Source organism: Clostridium sp. chh4-2 (genome assembly GCF_002899675.1).
In the GTDB taxonomy this organism is placed as follows: Bacteria; Bacillota; Clostridia; order Lachnospirales; family Lachnospiraceae; genus CHH4-2.
In genome coordinates this window covers 82970-101741 of the sequence record NZ_PKUU01000018.1, presented here as the reverse complement: position 1 = coordinate 101741, position 18772 = coordinate 82970, and the positions used below count along the sequence as shown (strand labels likewise).

At 47.3% G+C, this 18772-nt stretch carries 15 protein-coding genes; 2 read left to right on the top strand and 13 right to left on the bottom strand.

Annotation, left to right across the window (positions count from 1 at the left end; genetic code table 11):
• The first annotated feature begins 2 nt into the window (after window positions 1–2).
• Complete coding sequence (locus tag C0033_RS18035; protein ID WP_180994800.1) at window positions 3–1589, top strand: helix-turn-helix domain-containing protein; 1587 nt, start codon at window positions 3–5, stop codon at window positions 1587–1589.
• Between the two features lie 91 nt (window positions 1590–1680).
• On the opposite strand, the gene C0033_RS18030 is transcribed toward C0033_RS18035, so the two are convergent.
• From C0033_RS18030 to C0033_RS17980, 11 genes are all read right to left on the bottom strand, one after another.
• Window positions 1681–2907 carry an FAD-dependent oxidoreductase gene (locus C0033_RS18030; protein WP_103229295.1) on the bottom strand — a complete coding sequence of 409 codons (1227 nt, stop codon included), beginning with the start codon at window positions 2905–2907 and terminating at the stop codon, window positions 1681–1683.
• A gap of 2 nt (window positions 2908–2909) precedes the next feature.
• The gene (locus C0033_RS18025) at window positions 2910–3356 is read right to left on the bottom strand and encodes a 4Fe-4S dicluster domain-containing protein (RefSeq protein ID WP_103229294.1); all 447 of its coding nucleotides are present in this window, start codon (window positions 3354–3356) and stop codon (window positions 2910–2912) included.
• 12 nt (window positions 3357–3368) lie between these two features.
• Window positions 3369–5252 (bottom strand): anaerobic carbon-monoxide dehydrogenase catalytic subunit, encoded by a 1884-nt coding sequence (cooS, locus tag C0033_RS18020; protein WP_103229293.1) that lies wholly within the window; start codon window positions 5250–5252, stop codon window positions 3369–3371.
• A 105-nt stretch (window positions 5253–5357) separates the two neighbouring features.
• Window positions 5358–5759 (bottom strand): Rrf2 family transcriptional regulator, encoded by a 402-nt coding sequence (locus tag C0033_RS18015; protein WP_103229292.1) that lies wholly within the window; start codon window positions 5757–5759, stop codon window positions 5358–5360.
• A 265-nt stretch (window positions 5760–6024) separates the two neighbouring features.
• On the bottom strand, window positions 6025–7173 hold the full coding sequence (locus C0033_RS18010; protein ID WP_103229291.1) for a CapA family protein: 1149 nt from the start codon (window positions 7171–7173) through the stop codon (window positions 6025–6027).
• Between the two features lie 33 nt (window positions 7174–7206).
• The gene (locus C0033_RS18005) at window positions 7207–8346 is read right to left on the bottom strand and encodes a CapA family protein (protein WP_103229290.1); all 1140 of its coding nucleotides are present in this window, start codon (window positions 8344–8346) and stop codon (window positions 7207–7209) included.
• Window positions 8343–9416 carry a uroporphyrinogen decarboxylase family protein gene (locus C0033_RS18000; RefSeq protein ID WP_103229289.1) on the bottom strand — a complete coding sequence of 358 codons (1074 nt, stop codon included), beginning with the start codon at window positions 9414–9416 and terminating at the stop codon, window positions 8343–8345. Before C0033_RS18000 ends, C0033_RS18005 begins: the two co-directional genes overlap by 4 nt.
• A 97-nt stretch (window positions 9417–9513) precedes the next feature.
• Window positions 9514–10839, bottom strand: coding sequence for an SLC13 family permease (locus C0033_RS17995; protein WP_347501186.1), 1326 nt, complete (start codon window positions 10837–10839; stop codon window positions 9514–9516).
• A 13-nt stretch (window positions 10840–10852) separates the two neighbouring features.
• Window positions 10853–12070, bottom strand: coding sequence for a CaiB/BaiF CoA-transferase family protein (locus tag C0033_RS17990; protein WP_103229287.1), 1218 nt, complete (start codon window positions 12068–12070; stop codon window positions 10853–10855).
• A 3-nt stretch (window positions 12071–12073) separates the two neighbouring features.
• Window positions 12074–13390, bottom strand: a complete 1317-nt coding sequence (locus C0033_RS17985) for a 2-hydroxyacyl-CoA dehydratase family protein (protein WP_103229286.1) — start codon at window positions 13388–13390, stop codon at window positions 12074–12076.
• On the bottom strand, window positions 13390–14559 hold the full coding sequence (locus tag C0033_RS17980; RefSeq protein ID WP_103229285.1) for a 2-hydroxyacyl-CoA dehydratase family protein: 1170 nt from the start codon (window positions 14557–14559) through the stop codon (window positions 13390–13392). The genes C0033_RS17985 and C0033_RS17980 overlap by 1 nt, the downstream gene beginning before the upstream one ends.
• 430 nt (window positions 14560–14989) lie before the next feature.
• On the opposite strand from C0033_RS17980, the gene C0033_RS17975 reads away from it, so the two are divergent.
• Window positions 14990–16627 carry a helix-turn-helix domain-containing protein gene (locus tag C0033_RS17975; protein ID WP_103229284.1) on the top strand — a complete coding sequence of 546 codons (1638 nt, stop codon included), beginning with the start codon at window positions 14990–14992 and terminating at the stop codon, window positions 16625–16627.
• Here C0033_RS17975 and C0033_RS17970 read toward each other — a convergent pair.
• Both C0033_RS17970 and C0033_RS17965 read right to left on the bottom strand, forming a co-directional pair.
• Window positions 16602–17891, bottom strand: coding sequence for an SLC13 family permease (locus C0033_RS17970; protein WP_103229283.1), 1290 nt, complete (start codon window positions 17889–17891; stop codon window positions 16602–16604). The two genes, C0033_RS17975 and C0033_RS17970, sit on opposite strands and share 26 nt — an antisense overlap.
• Before the next feature lie 19 nt (window positions 17892–17910).
• Window positions 17911–18762 (bottom strand): MBL fold metallo-hydrolase, encoded by an 852-nt coding sequence (locus C0033_RS17965; RefSeq protein ID WP_180994799.1) that lies wholly within the window; start codon window positions 18760–18762, stop codon window positions 17911–17913.
• Between the last annotated feature and the right edge of the window lie 10 nt (window positions 18763–18772).

Below are 18772 nucleotides of genomic sequence, written 5' to 3'. Positions count from 1 at the left end.
GGTTGGAATGCGTAAAAGCCGTTCCTGAACAATGCTGCATTTCCTTTCAGCAGCTCCCTTTTATTGATTCCATCCGCTTTGTGCGCAATGCGGACTGCTTTTCGGCCGATACCATTTATATTGGAACGGCAGAGGAATTATCTGCCCTCTTTTCTTCCTCCGAAAGGCCATCCGGCATCACGTTCCTCTGCTCCGGCTGTGACAGCCGTTTGAAAGAGCAGGCTTCTGCATGCAGTTCCAATCTGATCTGTTCGGACAAAGATCCGTTTCTGCTTCATGATTTGGCTGAGGAGATGGTCCGGAAATACCGGAACTGGAAAATCCGTTTTCAGGAACTGTCGGAACCGGGGCATTCGATTCAGGATATCGTAAACTATGGGGCGGATATTACGGGCTTTTCCATTTTTCTATTAAATACGGCTAACCGGGTTGTATTTTCCAATGTTAATCCGGCGGTTCCAATCACTGTTATTGATCCGTTTTTTGAAAATGATATGCTGTCCTCTGAAACGGCCAGACAGCTGATCGATCCCGTTGCCCAGTCCCGGGTGGCTTTAAAAGAACTGGGAAACGGCTGCATTTGCTGGGTTTATAAGGTTATGAAGGAGGGAACAGCCATCTCCAACATGATCTTCGCCGCCCCGGAAAAGGATCGGAAATTTGACGCTTACACGGTGATGGAATTGACCCGTCAGGCAATTCACCGCCTGATGAATACATCCGACGGGCTTCCTTACTGGGCGGGGGAAGAATTTAAACGATTGTTAAAAGAGATTGTAGAGGGGAAAATTACCGATGAATTTGAGATCAACCAGCGTTTTTCCATGATCTCCTGCGGATCGGGTATCTTTTGCAGTTTTATAATTATCGAATTCACCAATATGGAGGATCTGACTGACAGGCCGCTTCAGGTGCTGACGGAGCTGGAAGAATTATTCCCGGACAGCAATACCGCCATTTACGACGGTTCCATCGTTTTGCTGCTTTCCAGGCCCAACCGGGCATTTCAGCCCAGACCGGTATTCGATACCTGTGCATTTACCAGTCTTCTTCAGAGATACGGCGCATATGCTTCGATCAGCAATGCCACCAGCCGCCGTTCCCTGCTTCGGACCCATTATATTATGACGAAGCGGATTCTGGCGCTGGGGCGCAAGCTGTACCCGGATTCCAGGGACAGAGTTTATTATTTTGAGGATTTTGCAGAGTATTTTATGATTGATCTTTCCATCAGCAGTTTTAATAATTTATTTGGTCATGATGATATTGTGCTGCTCATGCATCCTGATGCGGTGAAACTGGTTAAATACGATGCGGAATATCACTCAAATCTGTTGGAATTCGTTTACCATTACTGTCTCAACAACTGCAATATCGTGCAAACGGCTAAAAGTGCATTTATGCACCGCAATACGGCGGCAAGCAGGCTGGCTAAGGTACATGAGTTGATTCGGGCGGATTTGGAAAATGGGGAGATTCAGCAGAGGATGATATTTTCTTATAAGGTGCACCGGTATTACAGCCGATGCTCAGATATGGATTTGACGAAACGGTTGGAACGAGGGGCCAAGAGGGAATTTTTTCGTTGATTTACATTAAGGGTGAAGGCATTTCGCGAAATGCCTTCACCCTTTACATTAAAACCTCAAGGCTTTTTCCGAAATGCCTTCACCCTTTACTTTAATTCACCTGATAATCGTACTGTCCATCCTGCAGCGTCCCATAATAATCCGCAAACGACAGCTCAAAAATCCTCTCTTTCTTATCCCCCAGCTCAATCTGATTTTTAATCAGATACTGGTAAATTCCGGAATAACTGATATCCCCCTGCAGCAAAATACTATCCAGCTTCCCATCTCTTATAATAGCCCTTTTATAACACTTCCTGTCTTCCCAAACCACCACTTCATCTCCATCTTCAGCAACACCTCTGCCCAGAGACAACGTAGTCAGCCCAAAGAAATTAATCGTATTTTTCATACAATACCGGTCAAGGTACTGCTGTTTTATCCCGCACATATTGCTGCCGGCAACAGTTCCCTGTTTCATAGCGTTGGGCCAGATGCCCGCAAGACCTGTCACATCGCCTGCCGCATATACATTGGGGATTCCGGTCTGCATATATTCATCCACCGTTATGGAACGCTCAGCCGGGATGCCGCTTCCATTGGTGCAGGCAACGGCAGGGCGGACGCCTGCTGCTACTATGATGAGATCGCAGGGAATTTCCGTATTGTCATCTAAAACCACGGTGGTAATTCTGCCGTGTTCATCCGAAATGGTCTTCACCGCTTTTCTTCCCAAAAGGAAGCGGCAGCCTGCTTTTTCAAATAACTTCTGGTATTCGCTTCCGGCGCATGCATCCAGCTGGAGGGGGAGAATCCGGTCTGCCATTTCCACTACGGTAACGCGGCGCTTCTTTTCAAGAAAGCCATAGGCGGCATCCAAGCCTACTAAACCGGCTCCGATCACCAAGATGTGTTCGGCGTTCTCTCCTGTTTTTTTGATCGCCTGGGCGTCTGATAAATTTCTTAAACCGAATACATTTCCTGCGGTTCTGAAATCTCCCACAGGGGGAATGAAGCTGTCAGCTCCGGTGGCGATTAAAAGCTTGTCGTAATGGATCTTACTTTCATCGTCCAGGATCACGTTCTGCTCCTTGGTGTCGATCTGTTCCGCTTTTTTACCCTTGATCCAGTAAATGTTCTGTTCCTCAAAAAAGTTATCCGGCACAAAATTCAGGGTGTTTTCGTCTCTCTCGCCGCTTATGTATTTGTGAAGCATACATCTGGAATGGACGTATTCATCGGTGGAGATCATAACAACAGCAGAATCTTTGTCATTTTGGCGGATGGTCTTTGCGGCTGTTATGCCTGCCGCTCCGGCGCCTAATATCACATATATCATTGTTATACCTCCTCTACATAAATTGCTTTTTTCGGACAGGATTTAACACAGCTTGGCTCTCCGCCCTGATCCTTGCAGAAATCGCATTTGATCACTTTGGTGCGGGTTGCCGTATCCGGTTTTAATACGCCGTAAGGACAGTTCATCACGCACATGAAGCAGGAACCGCATTTCTTTTCGTCATAGAATACATGGCCGCTCTCCGGGTCTTTTGCCAGGGCTCCGCTCATGCAGGACATCACGCATTCCGGCTGGTCGCAGTGGCGGCAGAAAATCGGTTTATATGTGCCGTCTTTCGACGCTACAATATGGTTTCTGGACTCATTTCTGATATCCGTAAGATCCAGATCATAAGCGGTGCCCTGATCCGGACGGTGAGCCTGCATACAGGCCACCGTACAATTCTTGCATCCGTCGCATTTTGAATAATCAATCATGATCCTCTTCATAAGCCGCGCCTCCTATATCTGTAAAGCAGAGCGTTTTTCCAGAATGATCTTTTCCAGGATGTCGGCACTGTCCTTAGCGTCTGAGTTGATGATTACCTGACCGCCGGTCAGCTGTTTCATATCTTCTGTCAGCACCTGAACCGCAACTTTGCTTCCCGTTACAAATGGAGGCAGGCCCAGATGAAGCGGTAATCCCAATGCCAGACCAAATGCGCCGTCGGCCAATGCCTGTTCTTCCAGCCACTGTGCTGCTGAAAGCACTAACGGCAGCTTAGGCAGATCGACGCCCAATTCCTCCGCAATCTCTGTCGCAACGATTTCCAGCCTTCCGATGGCCAGACATGGACCAAAGTTGAGTACCGGCGGAATGCCCAGTTTTTCACAGACTGCTCTTAACTTAGGTCCGGCAAGAGCCGCCGCTTCCGGCGTCATCAATCCGCAATTTTCGATTCCGCCTGAAGAACATCCGGCGGTCAGCACGATGATATCTCTGGCAATCAGCTCTTTTGTCAGTTCTACGGTGAGCACGTCATGACCGCCTGCGGTCAGATTGGAGCAGCCTACCACTCCGGCGATTCCCTTGATCTCGCCTGCCACGATCAGATCGATCAGCGGTTTCCAGCTTCCGCCTAAGAACTCTTTTAAAGAGCCTTCGCTGACGCCTGTCAGGGTGTTGCTGTTGCCGTGTTCCGGCATCAGGTTAAGGGGCACCTGTCCGCGGCGCTCTTTGTAGGCCGCCACTATCTTATCAATGATGATGCCACTCTGTTCCTCTCTCTTTGAGAAGTCAAATTCCATCATCTCGGCATTTGCTTTTTTCGCCACGCTGTCCAGACAGATCTGTTTGATCTTCAGCTCATCACAGATCGGCTCGATTCCTGGAAGCGTGCAGTTAAATTCAGATAACACGGCGTCAATTCCGCCTGTGGCCAGAATCGCTTCGCTGGTGTAGTTATTGCCTGCGTGGCCGTCAAAGATATCCGTATAATGGCTGCCGCGCAGCTGTAAATCCTGTCCGACGCAGGTACAGCCAACCAGCTTAAAGCCTTTCGCTCCCGCCTCATTGGCTTTTTTCACCGCATCCGGCTTTGTCAGGCGTTCCTGTAAATCCACGAACATGGTATGCTGATGGCCTGTGATCATCACATTAATGTAATCGGGATCGATTACTCTAAGGCCTACCGGAGCCAGACGGAGTTCCGGTTCTCCTAACAGCACGTCGTTTAAAAGGTTTGTCAGCGTAAGGCCGTAAACTCCGGTTGAGATACCGAGGCGGAGGCAGTCCACCAGCATATCCACCGGATCGGAATTCAAGTTGGTTGAGCATTTAACGACGCCTTTGAATACTTCCGATTTGGCTCCGCCAGGCATGATGCCAAGCTCTTTCCAGCGTTCTACTCGAGGCCTGTAAGCCACTTTTTCGACCAGGTCCATTTTCACATATTCCGGTTTATAGAGGTCGGCCAATACGGCATCGGCTACCAGTTCGGCTTTTTTATAGACGTCCTCCTCTTCGATCCCGAAAATCTTGCAGAGACGGTCTAATGCATGAAGTCCTTTTAATTCCCCTTTTATCTCGGCAGTGTGTTTTAAGTTCAATGCGGTATTTTCCACAATGTGAATGTAGCAGCCTGAACCTGCTGCCACCGCGCGCAGGAAATTGCGGGTCACAATCGTGTCGGCGTTTGCGCCGCAAATCCCCCTCGGCGCTTCAGGCGTAATCCGGCAGGGACCGTTGGAACACAGGCGGCAGCAGACTCCCTGAAGTCCGAAGTTGCATTTCGTCTCCTGGGTATGTACTCTGTGATGGGAAGTTTCCATAGGCAGAGAACGGATAAAATTCTCCAGCGGCTGATCCGCACTTTTACAGGTATTACATCCAAAACATTGATTCATAATTAAAATACCTCCTTGTTTTTATACTGCACTATTTTAGTACAGATTAATTTAAAATTTAAAGTACGCATGATACGTACTTTTGTTCATGATATAAAGTAACTGTTACGTAATAAATAGTTCAGACAGCGGCTTTGATCGCAGTTCCCGGACAAGCAGATTCTGAAGTCTGCTGAACTCTCCGTGAACCAGACAAGGATGCTTTCCCGTATTCCTGGAACAGGAATAAGATGCGCCCGTACATTCCGTAATCAAAAGATCCGGATCAATCACTGTGAGAACATCGTATAAGGTGAGTTCCCCGGCCGGCTTTTTCAATGAATATCCGCCGTTAGCTCCCCGGTGGCTCTCGATCACTCCGGCTTTTTCCAGTTTTCTTGTGATTTTATAAGTAATGGAAACGGTAATATCTTCCTGTGCGCAAATTTCCTGGACACTGACAACTCCACCATGGGATAATGCCCGGACTATGCGGACAGCGTAATCGCACTCTCTCGTAAACAGCATCACTGCACCTTCCTTTACCTATATTCTATAATACTGTACTATTTAAGTCAAGTTTTATTGAGAAATTTTTATCAATTTTTAATCATTATCAGCAGGAAAAATACGCAAAAGAAAAAGCAGGTGCAAAAAGGGACGGAAAGCCCGCCGGCCTCCTGCCCCTTTTTGTACCTATTTTCTCTTTTTTTCCGTATTTTTCAGGTTTCGCATCAAATCCGGCGAATTTTCCGACGTCCCGTGCAGACAGCTGAGAACTGTCCTTCCGCTCTTAAACCGGATATACCAATACGCTCTTACCATCCTCTGACCAAGTAAATCCGGTATTAAAGTCCATATCATTTGTCAAATTTTGAACAAACTTTAGAATTTCCTCTCCTCCGTTGTCCCGGTCATAGACCTCTACGCATCCACGGTCATTAATTTTGCATGGAATAAATCCCACATCCACAATCCCGTCTTTTCCTGCCGAGAAGCTGGCGATCATCGTCAGCCTGGTCTCCGGGCCCCATGGATAATAAGGAGGATCATAGGAAGCCCGGCCCCGGCCTTCACGCACACGGCGTTCCATATAGGCTTTCATCTCGTCGGTTTCATTATATCCGGGTGTCATCGCATAGGTGACCGTCACAAAATTTCCCAAACCGTGAAAAATCGGTTTTCCTTTATAAAATTCGATTCCCTTCAGCATATGGTGATGATGTCCGATTACAATATCCGCCCCGGCGTCCACGGCTGCATGAGCCATCGGCACCTCGTAGCTGCAGAGCCATCCCGGATTAGGGCCTTTTCCCGCCTGGCCTTTATGGAATGCGGCGATCAGGATATCGCATTCCTTTTTATATTTCTTTATTTCTTCCCGGAGTATGCGTTCCCCGTCCGGCGTCATATAGGAATAGATCCGGCAGGGGGAATGGGGCATATCCATAACCGGCTGATAAGAGGTTTCCACATCAATGTAGGAAGCGCCCGGCTTAATGGACGTGGCCCAGCCCAGCTTTGGGCCGGCCGCATTGAAGCTGAGAACCCCGATGCGTACCCCCTCTTTTTCGATAACGGCAGGTTTTCTGGCTTTATAGAGATCGGCTCCGCCTCCTGCTGTCCGGATTCCAAGGCTCTGCAGTTTTTCCACGGTATCCACCACGCCGTATGGGCCGCAATCATAAAGATGATTTCCCGCCACAGTGGCAATATCAAATCCGAGTTTTGAAAGCACCTCCAGATGCTCCGGCTTGGACGGAGGCGCCTGGATATCAATACAGGAAGGCAGATAACGGTCTGTATGGGGAACTTCCACATGTCCAATCATCACATCCGCCTTTTGAAGTTCTCCTTTGCATAATTCAAAATACGGCTCCATCGGTCCCGGCTCATCCAGGATCAGATCTCCCACCGCATAAATGCTGATCTTCTTTTCCATCCTTCATCCTTTCCGCCATGGCTTTTCCCATGATCAGGAACCGGAAATCACAACCTCATCTCCGTCCCATTCAAAGGTTCCATTGAGCCCTGCGCCTTTTGTGATCTTTATCATATAGTCCAGAACTTCCTGTCCGCCGCTTTCCCGGCTTACCACTTCAGGCACGCCCTCTTTATTAACAATCATCGGGATAAATCTGGTTTCCACGATCTTTTTATCCCGGATCACGCATTTTGCGATCAGAGAATAGATGGATTCCGGGTGAAACGGATAGGTCGGGTAGTCCATCAGCGGAACGAAGCCAAACCGCTCCATTCTCGTTCTCGCCCATGCTTCCGGGTCAAATACCGCTGTGGCCTTTCCGCTTTTCCGCTTCCAATGAGGGCCAAGGGAGGGAACCCAGGCGATCAGGTTGCAGAGACCGTGGTAAATGGTCTTTCCTTTGTAAACCTCAATTCCATGCATGATATGGGAATGGCCTCCAAATACCACGTCAGCTCCGCTCTCGATCGCCGCATAGGATACCACCCGCTCATAATCCGCCAGCTTCACCGGTTTATGCACAAGTCCTTTATGGAAATATACGGAGACAATATCGCATTCCGCCTTTAATTTCTTTATCTGTCCTGCCATTTCCTCAAGCGCGCTCCATTTGGGAAACGTATAGATCTTTTCGGGAGGGCCTCCCGGGTTGGCTACCTGTTCCAGATCGTAATGGGTGATAATTTCGAGGGGAGCGCTGCCCGCCTTGTCTTTTCCGGCAAACTGAGGAGCGCCGCCCACACAGTTATAGTTTAAAAAGCCAAATCGGATTCCATCCTTTTCCATGATCAGCGGTTTTTTCGCCTCTTCCAGGTTCATGCCGCCTCCCACATGAGGCATTCCCTTTTCGTCCAGCCATTCCAGAGTATCTCTTACTCCCTTTTCTCCCGCATCATAAATGTGGTTTCCGGCCATGGTAACCAGGTCAAATCTGGATAACAGCGGCTCCAGGTTTTTCCGTTCCCGGTCCAGATCCTCAAGCTCCGGCGCATCGTCGCTGTAGGGCACTTCCAACTGTGTCAGCACCAGATCTCCGCTTTTAAGGACAGGATCGATGCTTTTGAAATAATATTCCGGGTTGGCGCCTAATATGGTGTCGCCTCCGGCCAGCATTACAAAATCCTTTTTCATACTTCCTCCTTTCTATGTTCCCAATAAAACTCCCTGGATTTACAATATAATATTTCCCTCAGAGCGGGGTGTCTGTTGGCTGCGAACAGCATATTTTTATCGGGATCAAGGCGGGCTAAACAGTTGTCCACCCATGTTTCCACTTCCTCTTTCGTCATGGACGCAGGCAGCTTATCATCGATGGTAAAAATCATTTTATCACCGTATTTTTTATACAGAGCCCATTTATCATTGATCTCCTGGCCTCCCCAGCTGTCCATTCCGGCCTCGATCATAACAGGAACCAGAGTTTCTATCTTGCCGCAGCTATGGAAATTAAACCAAATTCCTCTCTTATGGCAGGAATCCACGATGCGCTTCATGTAGGGAAGAAGCATTTCCTCACACAATTCCCTTGAATAAAATGCGCTTCTTTGAGAGCCCCAGTCATCGTGGAAAGTGATATGTTCCACATGGAAATATGTATGCAGTTTATCAATTAACCGGTCGTAGAACAGGGCCAGCCGGTCAAACAGCCGGTGTACGCTCTCCTGCTCGTCCGGATCGATCAGGGCAACCGCCGCATTTTCAAAGTCGCAAAATGAGATCAGACGCTCAAACAAGCCGGTAAAAATTGTAGTGCCCGTCAGGCGTTCCGGGTCCTGCAGGCATTCGTTTTTCGCCCCTTCTTCTTCCCAGTTAAGACTGTCTAAATCGGGAAATTCCAGATATTTTTCCCATTCCGTGATATCCGGAATTTTCGGGGCTCCGGGCTTTACCATAGACCCCCGGGTCAGGCTGTCGTAAATCCAATGAATCCCAAACCAGTCCTCTCCTCCGGCCTGGCTGATATCAAACGGCTCCACCTCATTTACCAGTCCTCTGGCAATGTTGTCCTTTACTAGCTTCGGATGAATGGTGTTAATATCGCTTTCCAGCCAAAGGGGACGCTTCCGGCTCAGAATCCGGATCATGTTTTCCTTAGGCGTAATCGGGGTCGTATATCTGGTAACTGTTTCATTTCTTAAACCATAAAGGTAAGTCCCCCTTGAAGCCAGTTCCTTCTCCCTGTCAAATGGGTATGATTCCATATAAATCCCTCCCAATCATTTTTTAATTTTCCCTTATAATTCACAAAGGACGAAGGTATCAATTCTGCCTTCGTCCCAAGTGAACCTATATAGTACTTTAGAATGGAACAATTCCCAGAATGCCCGCAAAGATAGTTGCCAGGACACTCATACCGAAGATCCATTTGAAACAATATTTTAAAGCTTCTCCCATCTCAACACCGGCAAGGCCCAGCGCCAGATATGGAGACGGTCCGATCAGACAGATACCTGCGGACAGACATGCGCCCACTAACAGGGATGCGCAGAGAGCCATCAGAGAACCGCCTACGGTTGTAATTACAGTTGCAAGTACAGGAGCTAATACCAGATATACGGTATCGCTTCCTAAGAACATGGATAACGGAACGGACAGCAGTGAAATAATAAATGTCAGATGGGAACCCATGCTGTCAGGCAGCAGAGCCAGACATGCATTAGCCATGCCGTCAATCATACCGGTTCCTTTCATAATACCTACTAAAACACCGATTGCAAAAATGATAACTACCATGTTAAGAGCAGTTCCGCCGTACTGTTTGATCTTGGCAGTCTGTTCTTTTACGTTTGGATAGTTTACTACAAGGGCAATTGCGAATGCCAGCATGAATCCGAGATTGGATTTTAATACGCCTGCCAGCATCAAGCCGAGGATCACTAATGTAAGAATCATATCAAACGCGATAACGCCTTTGCTGACTGATATTTTAGCCGGCTCGTCGATGGTCTTTTTCAGTTCTGTGAACTCTGCGTCCGTCATGCCTGCGCCGTTCTTGCGCTCTACTTTGGCAACCAGGAACGGAAGGATGAAGGACATAACGATACAGAATACCTGCAGCGGAAGGATGAATCTCCATAATTCCTGAGGATCAACACCGGTTGCTGAGGTAAGACGAAGTACGGATGAACACCAAGGTGTCATGTTCATGGCGCCGGATGCCGCAACTGCCATTAACAGCATTGCAACCGGGCGGATCTTCATCTTTTTGCAGATCGGCAGCATGGTAGGAATCGTAATCAGCATGGTAGTCGCACCGGAACCGTCCAGATGAGAAATACATGCAACGATTACTGTCATGAGCAAAACGATCTCAACCTTGTTTCCAAGGTATTTCATAACTTTTTTAACGATTACATCGAACATGCCGACATCGTTCAGGAAGCTGAAATACATAACCGCAAATGCGAAAAGCGCGGCGGTATTGAGCACTGACGATAAGCCGTCACCGATAAATTTATTGATGTCATTTAAACTGAAACCTAAAATTAAAGCTGCAATAACCGGTATTACTACGAAAATTGGAGCCAGTGTGATCTTTCCTTTCAGCAACAGGAAAACCACGATCGCCATCATTATAAAACCAACTGCTGTTACCATAAAATATCCCCCTTTTATAGTACTTATGTGTACCTGACTGTTAGATCACTTTTTTAGCTTTTAACTCTTCCAGTTCTTCTGCCGATACGCCTAACAGGTCTTTATAAACTTCTTCATTCGCCTCGCCCAGTGCAGGTGAAACTTTATATTCCACATGATTTTCACTCATTCTCGGTGCAAATCCAGGAATAATCAGATTGCCACGCTCCGGATGTTCTACTTCCAGCATCACGCCGCGTCTTCTGTAATATGGATCTTTTGTAATGTCGTCACAGTCCAGAACAGCACCGCATGGAATGTCGGCTTTGCACATAATGTCCATAGCTTCCTGTTTCGTATGCTGTCCGGTCCACTCTGAAATAATCGGATTTAAAACGTCACGGTGCTGGTAGCGGGAAGTAGGCGTAGCCATTCTCTCGTCTTCCAGAAGGTCTTCTCTGCCGATCACTTTGCAGAGGTTGTCAAACTGCTTGCTGCCCGGATGTCTGGAGCAATAGATATGTACGTAGTCATTTGGTCCAAACGGCTTACACGGATACATTCCTGCCGGAGCCACATCCTCTAACGGCATACCGTTTCCTACACGTTTAGGCGGCTTGCCCTGACGGTAATACGGTTCCCAGTTGGAACGTGAAAAACCGATCATAACTTCCTGCATCGCCACTTCAATCTTCTGGCCGATGCCCTGTTTTTCTCTCTGAAGCAGCGCTGCAATGATGGAAAGGGCGCACATATATCCGGAACCGGAATCCGCCACGCTGATACCTGACTGGACAGGCTCTTCACCCGGCTGTCCGGTAACGGCTACCATACATCCTGTAGCTGTTGCAATCGGGTTAAATGCAGGATATTCCGCATATGGGCCGTCCATACCGAATCCTTTGATCTGCGCATAGATGATCTTGTCATTTACCGCTTTGCAGTCTTCATAGCTAAGGCCCAGTTTGTCAATGGAACCAGGTCCCATGTTTTCTACCAGCACATCCACTTCTTTTAACAGCTTCTTGATTAACGCAATGCCTTCCGGGGATTTTAAGTTACAGGTAATGGAACGTTTATTCATGTTCATTACCACAAACCCAACTGAATCCTTATCCGGTTCCGCCACGGAATATCTCCCCAGCTCGCCTTTTACCGGACGCTCCACTTTCAGAACTTCCGCTCCCAGCCAAGCCAATGTCTCCGTACATACGGTTCCTGATTCAAACTGGGTCAGGTCTAAAACTTTGTAGCCTGTTAATGGTCCTACACCTGCCATGATTTATTTTCCTCCTTTATTAATGATTCTGTTTTCAATAAAATCTTCTACCAGCCCGGTCATGGTGTCCCGATTCCATTTTCTCGCATCCACCGGATCGGCTTTGAAAATCAATACCGGAATACCGGCATCTTCCAATGTTTTCTGAATGAAGTAAGAACCTTCCACCGCCTGCATACAGTTTTCGGGAACCATGTAAACGACTCCGTCTATCTTGTTATGCTTCGCTTCTTTTAAGAACCACTGTGCATTCCACGGAGGCATATGAAGGAAATCTTCCATTCCGATATATCTTGCAGCTAAAGCCCTTAACGGATCTTCTTCCACATGATAGCGGCGGTATGCGTCGGCTCCCATGGCTAAATACATGCTCCATACAAAAGCGGCTCCGTATTTCTTCTCAAAATTCTGATAGAATGCGAAATCATGCCAAAGTCCTCTTCCCAGCCACATCAAGCGGTATTTTTCATTGGGAACAGCCGTATGGCCTTCATCCACCATGGCCTTTATCTCTTCATACATGCTCTTCGCATGGTCAGCAGCCCATCTGGTACCGCGCTGCCACTGCGCCTGCATTACTGCATTGATGGTATCCACCACGGTTACAGGAGCAGGACTTGTTTCTGCGATCAGATCGCGGATTTTCGTATACCATTCTTCCTGTTCATTGATCAGGTTCATGACCTCTTCCAGTTTATTGATATCGAACATCTTTCCTGTTTTCATCTCCAGGTAGCGGATCAGCTCTTTTAATTCTTCTACCGCAGTGTCGAGACGTTCCGTATCGTACAATTCTTCCCAGTCATTTTGTGCCAGATCCCACCAGTTTAACGGAACCTTTCTTGGAACCGTATTTTCCATCGCATAGAAATCAGCGCCGTGGTTTTTCGCGAACAGCTGGAAGATCTTTCCCTGGCAGTCGCAGGTCAAACGGGTGATGGCGATGGTTGGGTCCGGAAGACCTCCCCATGGTCCGCTTTCCTTATCTTCAGGGTCCATGCTCTCTGCAAATGCAGTAGCGCAATAGGAGCAAAGATCGTCCCTGTATCCTGCATCTCTTAATAATCCGTAATACTTAGGCGCTTTACGTTTTGCCGCGCAGATGGCAGCCCACCACTGGTTTACCACAAACGGGATATCCATGGCTCTTAACACTTCCATCGGAACATCGGCATTTAAATATCCGAAATCTTCTCCGCTTTCCACCCGTTTCCTAAGGCCGGCGAACCATTCTTTCTGATAAGCGCTGGCCGCGCCCGTAGCCTTCAAGGTTTTGACCGCACGAGGCGGGTCCTGTTGTTTTTTCATCTCTTCTGACATCACTGATTCCCTCCTTTCAGGCTGTTGACAAAATCAGCAATTTTTTCTTTCAAACCTTCGTTTTTATCAATCGGATACTGCAGCTGTACAAAGGACGCAGCAGGGATTCCCTTTTCATCCAATGACTGTTTCTGGGAAGGATAATCCCAGGATGCAGCTTCTTCATATTTATTGGTGGCAAAGATCACTGCCTGAGCTTTTGAAGCCTCCACCTCACGGTCTAACGCTTCCACTCTCTGTGATACAAACGCCTTTTTCGAGCTGAATTCGCGGAGCATATAGCGGTCCACAATGGCTCTGACCGGATTGTAATCCATATTGTAATCTCTCTCAAAGTAACGGTCGCCCCAGTCATGGTCTTCGCTTACGATCACAGCGCCCGTATCTTCGATCATATCATAGAAGGAGGTATCTTCCTGTCCGCTTCCTGTAAAATAAACTCTCGGTCCGTCAATCACCGGCCAATTGGCAGCGTCTTTCGTCACCTCTTTTACAAGCTTTGTATGTTCTTCCCTGTCCATAAAGAATGCCGCGCCGATGATAACAAGGGCTTCCGAACCGTTAATATGTACTTCTTCGTCGTGACGAAGCTTAGCCATCTCACGGAGCGCCTGACGGTTTTCATTGCAGACAGCCGCAGCCTTTTTAACATCCTCTTCCGTAATTTCTTTGCCTGCCCAGCTTTCTACGGCTTTCCAGAATATACGGATGGTATCTTCATTTCTCACCTGATGCATCCGGTTTCTTGTGAACATCCAATCGATGAATTCTACCGGAGGAAGGTTCTTTCCGATTCCCTGGCGGTGCATTTCCCTCAAATAGAGGTAGATTCTGATGATTACGTCTGTAGAGTTGGAAACTACCAGGTAATCAATCAGATCGCCGTAGGTTCCGTCCACAATCTTTTCAAACTGTGCTCTGACAATGGGGTCAAATGCATATTCCAGATATTTGTCGGTTTCCGCCAGAGGCTTTTTCGGATCTGCATAAACATGAACCGGAAACAGCCCTGCGGCCAGCAGCAATTCGTCAGGGACGTCACAGCCCAGCTCGCCGACAATGATTTTTCCGTTTTCTTTCTGTTTCAGCAAAACCTTTTCCCGGTTATCGTAGATATCCTTTAACGCCTGAAAAGCTTTGCTGTCAAGAGCTTCTTTTCTGATACTCACATAAACACCTCCTGATTATAATCAAATGCCTGTTAACTTTCGTCGTTCTTTTTCTAGCTTAACTATTTTTTAACAATTTTACCATATCCATTGCGCCCAAAACTTCGCCTCGAGTTTATGTGCACAGTGCACATATCATTTTCTGACGATTGTTTTTAAATAAATACAGATAAAAAGTCGTATTTTATCGATATATTCTAATTAATCATTGATTTTTTCCAACTTACTATTTATACTGCATAATAACGGCTTATATGAAAAATAAAATAAATGTATTATCTGCACATTACTTTTTATCAGGATATAAAAAGAGACAGACGCTCATTTTTTCGTTTTTCGTTAAATATTATACAATCTTTTTAGTTGTTCATAGGGCGGAACTATGCCCTCTCTGAACAGCTGCCAATTTTCTTAGAAAGGAATAACTGTTATGCTGACTACATCGATTCTGCTGCATCCTCTAACGCCTTATATTATGCTGTCCAGCATTCCCCATTCCTCGCTGGAATCCGTCCAAAACATCCTGCTTCTCAACGGACAGACGGAACTGGACTGCCGCAATATCTATATCGGCACTCCCGAATCCATATTACAGGCTTTGGATCACGCCCCTTTTTCAGAAACGGTCACCCTGCTCTGTGCCGCAGGTAAGGACTGCCAGGCTCTGCCTGACCTTCCTATGGGGGATTATAATCTGGTTATCTTAGCTCTGGATTTTATCGACCTCTACAACCGGACATCCCAGAGTTTAAGCGGTTATAGGAATTGGCTTTCCCGTCTGGCACAGGCGGTAAAACAGAATGCGGATCTGAAGGTCATAACCGATTTGGGTTACGAAATGCTCCGCTACCCCATCCTGATCCTGAACAATGCCTATAAAGTGATCGCCAAAAGCCACATCCGCCAGTTTTATGATTTTTGTCTCCACGAGGCGGATACCAACGATTATCTGTGCTATGAAACCATACAGACCATTCATAAAGAAACCGTATTAAACACCAGCTTCAACTCCGTACACCGGGAATACATCTCTTCCTATGATAAGCATTACACGGTTGTCCGCCTGGTCCGCTACAAAGGCATGGTGGCCGCCCGGGTATCCGTAACCATGCCCAACGACCGTCCCAATTCCTTTATCACGGATTTATCGGCCGACTTCGTTTCCTTTATAGAGGAATACATGATCCATAACGAACAATTGGGCTACCGGGTGGGAAATGAATTTTCCACCTTAGTCGCCGACCTTTTGGACCAGCGGCTCACAAGCCCGGCGGAATTGGAACAGAGGTTAAAAATGATTCCCGCGCTGGCGTTTCAGAAATATTATCATATCATTGTGGTCACATTTGAGCAAACTCAGGAAAATATCCCCTGGAACTTTATCATCAACCAGTTAGAACAGGTTCTGCCGTCCAGCAACATGGCGGTCTACCACCGGGAGCTCATTATCCTGACAAAAAAAGCCCACCACCAGCAGACTCTGACATTCGACTATGAAAAATTTAACGGAATCCTTCAAAATTACAAGGCATATGCGGCCATTGGAAATTATTCCAAATTCCTCATATCCCTTTATTCCCTCTATATACAGACAAAATCCGCCCTTCCTCTGGGCATGGTGTTTCGCCAGTCAGAGGAAGAACGGATCTTCCAGTATGAAAAATACAGTATTTACCACATGGTTTCCTTGTGTGCGGATTCCTTTTACAACACTTACCATAACCAGAACTTAATCTATCTGTGCCATCCGGCTTTGATCGCCCTGGAACGGTATGACAAGAAATACGGCAATAATTTAAAGGACGTTTTATACCTCTACTTAACCAATGACCGAAATTCGGCAAAGACGGCAAAGGACCTTTTCATCCACAGAAATACCATGCTCTATAAAATTAATAAAATAGAAGAAATCATCGGCCAAAGCCTGGATGACCATCTTTTAAGAGAACGTCTTCTGTTTTCCTTTCACATCCTGGAATACATAGATAAGATGCTCCACCGGGACCCCCTCGTGTTAAAACAGGATGAAAAGCGGCCTGAATCTACTTCAGCGGAAAAACAGTCATGATCCATCCCACGGATACCACGCAGCAGATGATGCAGAGTATCCAGGACTGTTTAAACATGGATTTCTGGTCATAGCCGCCGCATTCCATCATATAGGGAATCGCTGCGGTTGCCATCGGAGTCATGAATGCGGATAAACATGCGGCCTGGATCAATATCATCAGCCCAACTGGGTTGGCGCCAATGGAGGCGCAGGTGGCAATTGCAATCGGATGAAAGATCAGCATCGTCCCCCGGTTCTGCATCACCTGTGTTAAAGCAAACGGGATGACGAAGAAAATGAAGCCGATGATATAGGAGTTGCCTCCCACCGCATCCACAATACCGGCGATATGGCCGCCGATCAATTCTCCCGCCCCGGTCTGGCTGAGCGCCCCTGACATCGCCAGCGCGCCCACGATCAGGAATAACATGCTGAATGGGATGGAAGCTGTGGCTTCCCGCGGTTTTAACACGCCGAACATGACCATTGCCAAGGCCCCGATCACAGTAATTTCCCAGTTCTCCATTCCAAGCTGTTTCGCAAACATCAGCGCAAGGGCGTCTGCAAAGAAAATAACGATCCCCGCATATTCCTGCAACGGCTTCAAAGGTTCTTTCGACGCAGCTTTTGCAGAAACAGAGGACGGCTTCAGAATGGGTTCATCCGGCGCCAGCTTCGTGGCAAAAAAGGCGCAATAGATCACACAGATCACCAGGAGCGGCAGACGTCCGATCATCGGATCGAAAATCCCAACCATATGATCCAGATAGCCGTAGCTTTCCAGATAACCGTTCAGTTCAGCCGCCACGGTAGCTCCTGCTCCCACCGGAAATGTACAGCAGGTTACAACCGTAACCACGCCTAAGGGAAACATTACCTTGCTGGATTTTATCCCCATGCTCTCCGCAGAAGCCATAAGCATGGGCGCAACGATGCCCATAGCCACAACGGGGCTCTGGATAAACTGGCTCAGCAGCATACCGATTAGCACATATCCAAACATCAGCTTATTCAAATTCCCCTTTGCCACATGGGAAATTCTATCCGCCACATTGGTGCAGAAACGCGTTCTATTGAAACCGGCCGCCACCACACACATTCCGCCGATCATCACAACGTTATTATTGGAAAAATACGCCAGCCCATCCTTAGCCGCCAAACAGCCGGTCAGAACCAGCGCCATCATGGAAATAAGAGAAACCGTTGCCAAACTGTATTTCCCACTGCAGAATCCAATGACCATAACTGCAAAAATAATCAGACATATCGTTAATTGACTCATTGTAACCCCCTATAATAAATTATTCTTCTGTTATTCCAATCCCCAATCCGTACCATTTCCACGCCTCAGGATATAAAAGCGTACATCCCGGTTCCAGCTTTTCCATCTCTTCCTTCACCTGCATAAAATAATCCGCGGTCTTTTCTTTTCCCCATCTTCTGCACAATACATCCATATGAAATGGAACCACCACCTGAGCGCCGTATTTTACGAACAATTGGGCCAGTTCTCCGGCCTCCACCTGTCCGTCTGAGAACAAGTCGCCGCCTGATTTTCTCACCCCGGCCTGCCGTAAAACCACATTGGGCCGCTTTTCCCTGCTGATATCGAACAAATCACTCCATACGGTCTGTCCCGACGCCATCAGACATCGGAAGTTTTGGTTTGTCGTAATCAAATAATCCAGAGATTCTATGGAGCCCATAGTATCACATTCAAAATGCCCCTCTATGCCAAGCTCCTTCTTTGCAATATCCTGCTCCGGCGAATAAATGCGGCCTCCTGACGGATTGTGCTTTGCCTGCCACGCTTCGAGAGTGAAATCTTCCAGCGTAAATTTCTGCCCCGGAAAGACCGGATACAGATCATCAAAAGGAATCCGGTGGTATTTCATAAGAGCCATAGCCGATAAAGCCCCCGCAAATACCTTTGGCCGGAATTTCTCCACAAAATATCCGAGATCAATTTCATGGTCAAAATGGGTATGAGTCACCAGAATATAGTCCACCCGTTTGATCTCTTCCCTGTTGTGTTCCTCATTTTCACTGTCCCGGAAAAATGGATCAATTAAGATCACGTTTCCGTTTGGCAGCCGGATTTCATGGGCCCCTCCCGCATGAAATGAACGGATTTTTAAAGCCGATACGATCATATCCTTCTCC

What these genes read in the sequence shown, in the direction of transcription:
- C0033_RS17975 (WP_103229284.1), top strand. Translation starts at nt 14,990, where the DNA reads ATGCTGACTACATCGATTCTGCTGCATCCTCTAACGCCTTATATTATG.
- C0033_RS18015 (WP_103229292.1), bottom strand. Translation starts at nt 5,759, where the DNA reads ATGCTGTTTACGAGAGAGTGCGATTACGCTGTCCGCATAGTCCGGGCA.
- C0033_RS17985 (WP_103229286.1), bottom strand. Translation starts at nt 13,390, where the DNA reads ATGTCAGAAGAGATGAAAAAACAACAGGACCCGCCTCGTGCGGTCAAA.
- C0033_RS17970 (WP_103229283.1), bottom strand. Translation starts at nt 17,891, where the DNA reads ATGAGTCAATTAACGATATGTCTGATTATTTTTGCAGTTATGGTCATT.
- C0033_RS18005 (WP_103229290.1), bottom strand. Translation starts at nt 8,346, where the DNA reads ATGAAAAAGGATTTTGTAATGCTGGCCGGAGGCGACACCATATTAGGC.
- C0033_RS18000 (WP_103229289.1), bottom strand. Translation starts at nt 9,416, where the DNA reads ATGGAATCATACCCATTTGACAGGGAGAAGGAACTGGCTTCAAGGGGG.
- C0033_RS17965 (WP_180994799.1), bottom strand. Translation starts at nt 18,762, where the DNA reads ATGATCGTATCGGCTTTAAAAATCCGTTCATTTCATGCGGGAGGGGCC.
- C0033_RS17990 (WP_103229287.1), bottom strand. Translation starts at nt 12,070, where the DNA reads ATGGCAGGTGTAGGACCATTAACAGGCTACAAAGTTTTAGACCTGACC.
- cooS (WP_103229293.1), bottom strand. Translation starts at nt 5,252, where the DNA reads ATGAATCAATGTTTTGGATGTAATACCTGTAAAAGTGCGGATCAGCCG.
- C0033_RS18010 (WP_103229291.1), bottom strand. Translation starts at nt 7,173, where the DNA reads ATGGAAAAGAAGATCAGCATTTATGCGGTGGGAGATCTGATCCTGGAT.
- C0033_RS18025 (WP_103229294.1), bottom strand. Translation starts at nt 3,356, where the DNA reads ATGAAGAGGATCATGATTGATTATTCAAAATGCGACGGATGCAAGAAT.
- C0033_RS18030 (WP_103229295.1), bottom strand. Translation starts at nt 2,907, where the DNA reads ATGATATATGTGATATTAGGCGCCGGAGCGGCAGGCATAACAGCCGCA.